The organism is bacterium (assembly GCA_026398675.1).
Classification (GTDB): Bacteria; RBG-13-66-14; RBG-13-66-14; order RBG-13-66-14; family RBG-13-66-14; genus RBG-13-66-14.
The window spans coordinates 1-2,585 of record JAPLSK010000405.1 but is presented as its reverse complement, the minus strand read 5'-3'; the positions used below and the strand labels follow the sequence as shown (position 1 = coordinate 2,585).

The 2,585-nt window shown below is 65.5% G+C and carries 3 protein-coding genes; 1 reads left to right on the top strand and 2 read right to left on the bottom strand.

All coding sequences use genetic code 11. From position 1 onward, the window contains the following. Window positions 1-269 (bottom strand): EamA family transporter (locus NTW26_11920; protein ID MCX7022954.1); only part of this gene is annotated, 269 nt, incomplete at its 3' end. Window positions 270-476: 207 nt separating this feature from the next. Here NTW26_11920 and NTW26_11915 point away from each other — a divergent pair. Beyond that, window positions 477-1,451 carry a M23 family metallopeptidase gene (locus NTW26_11915; protein MCX7022953.1) on the top strand — a complete coding sequence of 325 codons (975 nt, stop codon included), beginning with the start codon at window positions 477-479 and terminating at the stop codon, window positions 1,449-1,451. Between the two features lie 349 nt (window positions 1,452-1,800). On the opposite strand, the gene NTW26_11910 is transcribed toward NTW26_11915, so the two are convergent. Continuing rightward, window positions 1,801-2,585: KpsF/GutQ family sugar-phosphate isomerase (locus NTW26_11910; protein MCX7022952.1), on the bottom strand; the 785-nt coding region annotated here is incomplete at its 5' end.

Below are 2,585 nucleotides of genomic sequence, written 5' to 3'. Positions count from 1 at the left end.
CCCGTGTACACCAGCCCCAGAGTCTGCAGGGCGTACCCCCCCAGGAGCAAAAGGCCGAGGAAGGCCCCGCGCCGGAGAACCTTGCCCTCGACGCGCCACCGCCGCCAGAGAAGAATCACGAGGCAGACCGCCGCGGCCAGGCTGAACCGCACCCCCACCAACAGCCACGGGGTGGCCCGCGTCAAGAGGAGCTTGAGCACGATGAAGGTCGAGCCCCAGATGACGGTGGCGACGCCGAGGTAAGCTCTGGCTTTACGGGTCCGGTCCATGGCGCGGTATTCGGGGAGGTCACGGGGAGTGTACCATCGGCCCTGGTGAGGTGACCGGACGGTTTTTTTCGGGAAACGGACGTTTTTGTCTACTCCAATCATCACCCTTGACAGCCCACCCCCTTCTCCATAAAATGAAGCTGGGCGTTTGTCGTTGATTCTGCTTAACCTATAACCCCTCCCGCGGGGGACAACCCTACCCAACCTTTGATCACCGCGACGCTCAAGTTACATCCTCTCAAGAAGAAACGCAAAAAGGCGGAGCATTTCAGCCTGGTCGTCTGCCGGGACGGAGCCCTGGGGACCTTCCACCGGGAGCTGGACCGCCGCGGCATCCGGCGCTTCTTCTGGATTACCGTGTCGGTCATCATCGGCGCGCTGGTTCTGCTCTTCTTCTACTCGGACAACCTGCGCAAGCGGCTGGACCTCTTCACCCTGGAGTTGGAGAACGAGGACCAGCAGGGGGAACTGACCAAGGTCCAGGAGAACATCGGGGAGTTGAACCAGCAGCTCACGTCCGTCCGGGAGGTCAACGACGTCGCCCGGCTGGCCCACGCCCTGCCCATCGTGCCGGACTCGGAGCGGGAGGGCGGCATCGGCGGCGTGGAGCTGGGCTTGGCCATCGCCTCCTTCCCCCGCATCCCCGCCTCCCCCCTGGACGAGACGACGCAGCGCTACTTCGAGCGCTCCCTGCGCCTGGCCGGCTCGATCAACTACGAGATTTCCCTGGTGAACCAGACCATCGAGCGGACACGGCGCGAGGCCGACATCCGCGCCCATACGCCCTCCATCAAGCCCGTGGTCGGCCACATCATCAGCTTCTTGGGCAACCGCATAGACCCCATCAACGGGCTGATCGCCTTTCATCGCGGCTTAGACATCGCGGCGCCGTGGGGGACGCCAATCTTCGCCCCCGCCGACGGCGTGGTATTCTTCGCCGGCACCCGCGGCGGCTACGGCACCACCTGCTTCATAGACCACGGCTACGGCTACCAGACCCGTTACGGACACTGCTCCAGGCTCCACGTCAAGGAAGGCGACGTGGTCAAGCGGGGACAGATTATCGCCGATGTCGGCTCGACGGGCAGATCCACCGGACCTCACCTCCACTACGAGATCCTGGTGGACTCAAGCTGCACCGACCCCATGGCCTACATCTTCCCCGACTACGAGTTCGACTAGGGGCCCGCCGGAGCCTGTGCGAATTATGAAAAAGGCCGCTTACGGGCGGTCTTTTTGCTGGAAAAGACTTAAACAAACACGAGCCCGACCGGCTAACCGAGCCGGTTTGAAGAAGACCGCTTCCGGGCGGTTTTTTTACACGAGCCGGTCTTGACCCGGCGCCGAGACCGGACGGGGATATGTCGGCGGAGCCGAAAGCAACCGTTTGAGCGGGTTTCTCTCCGTGGCCGTCGCCCACCGCCGCGGGGTCATTTTTCTCCCACCGCCGCCCCTCGGGTCCGAGGGAGAGTCGCCCGGGATTGCAAAAAGGACCGCGCACCGGCGGTCCTTGGTTTTACAAATTGGTTCGCTAACCGGACTGCCAGAAGGTTTTCCGCCCCAGGAGGTCGTGGAGGTGTACCAGCCCCAGGGGCCGGTGCTCATCATCCACCACGACCAGGGCGGTGATGTCGTGGGTCTCCATGACCGCCACGGCCTTCTCGGCGCTCGTCCCAGGCGCGACCGTCTTGGGGTCGCGGTTCATCATCCCCTCGGCGGTGAGGCCCGCGGTGTCCCGCTTTTTGACCAAAACGCGCAGCACGTCGCCGTTAGAGATGACGCCGGCCAGCCGACCCTCGGTGGAAACGACGGCGGTGACGCCCTGCCGCTTGTCGGCCAGCTCTTCGACCACCTCGGCGAAATCCGCCCCGACCCCCACGCTGGGGAATCGCCCGCCCGTAATGAGCACCTCGTCCACGGTGAGGCGGAGCAGGCGGTCGCCCAGGAGACCCCCCGGATGGAAGCGGGCGAAATCGTCGGCCTTGAACTGGCGCAGCTCCATCAGCGCCACGGCCAGGGCGTCGCCCAGGGCCAGCGCCGCCGTCGTCGAAGATGTGGGCGCCAGGTTCAAGGGGCACGCCTCCCGCTCCACGCTCGCATCGAGGGCCACCTCGGCCTCGCGGGCCAGGGGGGAGTCGGGGTCTCCGACCAGGGCCACCAGCCTCGCGCCAAGCTTCTTCAGGTTCGGCACGATGGCCAGGAGCTCCAGGGTCCGTCCCGAGTTGGAGACCGCCAGGACCACGTCCCCCGAGGTGACCATCCCGAGGTCGCCGTGGGCCGCCTCGCCGGGGTGGAGGAAGAAGGCCGGCGTGCCGG